Origin of the sequence: Jannaschia formosa (genome assembly GCF_003340555.1) — a bacterium.
Classification (GTDB): Bacteria; Pseudomonadota; Alphaproteobacteria; order Rhodobacterales; family Rhodobacteraceae; genus Jannaschia; species Jannaschia formosa.
Genome location: NZ_QPLJ01000106.1, coordinates 1 through 933, shown reverse-complemented (window position 1 = coordinate 933; position 933 = coordinate 1). Strand labels below are relative to the sequence as shown.

At 64.0% G+C, this 933-nt stretch carries 2 protein-coding genes; both read right to left on the bottom strand.

What is annotated here, in order from left to right:
- The coding region (locus DR046_RS23015) for a nucleotidyl transferase AbiEii/AbiGii toxin family protein (protein WP_209313651.1) at nucleotides 1-628 on the bottom strand (628 nt) is incomplete at its 3' end.
- Between the two features lie 81 nt (nucleotides 629-709).
- Nucleotides 710-933: hypothetical protein (locus DR046_RS23010; RefSeq protein WP_209313650.1), on the bottom strand; the 224-nt coding region annotated here is incomplete at its 5' end.

The following is a 933-nucleotide window of genomic DNA, read 5'->3' as shown; positions in this document are numbered from 1 at the left end:
CCGACCGGCCGAGGGCATCGAGGATGACGGTGGAGAGCGCCTCGTCCATGGACATGTCCCGCATGCACCGTTCGAGCCAATCGAGGTCAGAGATCCTGTCCGCGGCTTTGCCGAAGCTCTCGTCGACGCGCTTCCCATAGGCCCCTCTGGCAGTCTCCCGGGAGGTGTCCGGAACGGGTCCCCAGCGGGATATCATCATCGCGAGATCGATGATGTCGCGGTTCATCGTCCCCCTGTCCGCCCAACGGTCGTCATTGGCGAGGAGCTTCTCGGCGAAGAGGCTTTCCCTGTCCAGGACCGGAACGCCGAGCGTCGCATTGCGCGCGCCCGACAGCGGGATGCGCCCCTCGAGGACGATCTCGAATTTCACCACGATGTCCCCGACCCTCATGGCCGTTCGGATGCCGTCCCGGTCGGACCGGACATCGCGGACCTGTTCCATGCCGTCCAGGCTCTCGAAGAGCCCCGCAATTCCCTCCAAAGATACATTCCGCAGAAGACGGTAGCCTGCGAGGTCGGCGCAGAGGAAGTCGATGCCGACGCTTTCGCGATACTCGTCGAGAAGCAGCGAGATGGCCGTTCCACCCCCGAAACAGGCCTTCGCCTCCTGGAGCAGATCGGCATCCATGCGACTGAGAATGGCATGGATGGCCTCATGTCGGGGTCGCTCGAACACGGTCTCTCCTCGGCTTGCATCCCCCGGTCCATCTCAGGCCAGGAATACACCATTCCCGTGCAAGTTCGTGAGCGTCTCGATCAGGGCCGCCTCGTCCGCGCCGAGGGCGTCCTCGTCGACATGGCGCCAGTTGCGCTCGTAGATCGAGAGCGCGACAGGTCCGTCGAGGACGGTCGCCTCCGGCCGGTTCCAGCAGAGCTTCGCGAGTTCGGGAAAATCCGCTATCCTGACCTGCACGAGGATCCCCCTCCTTTTGG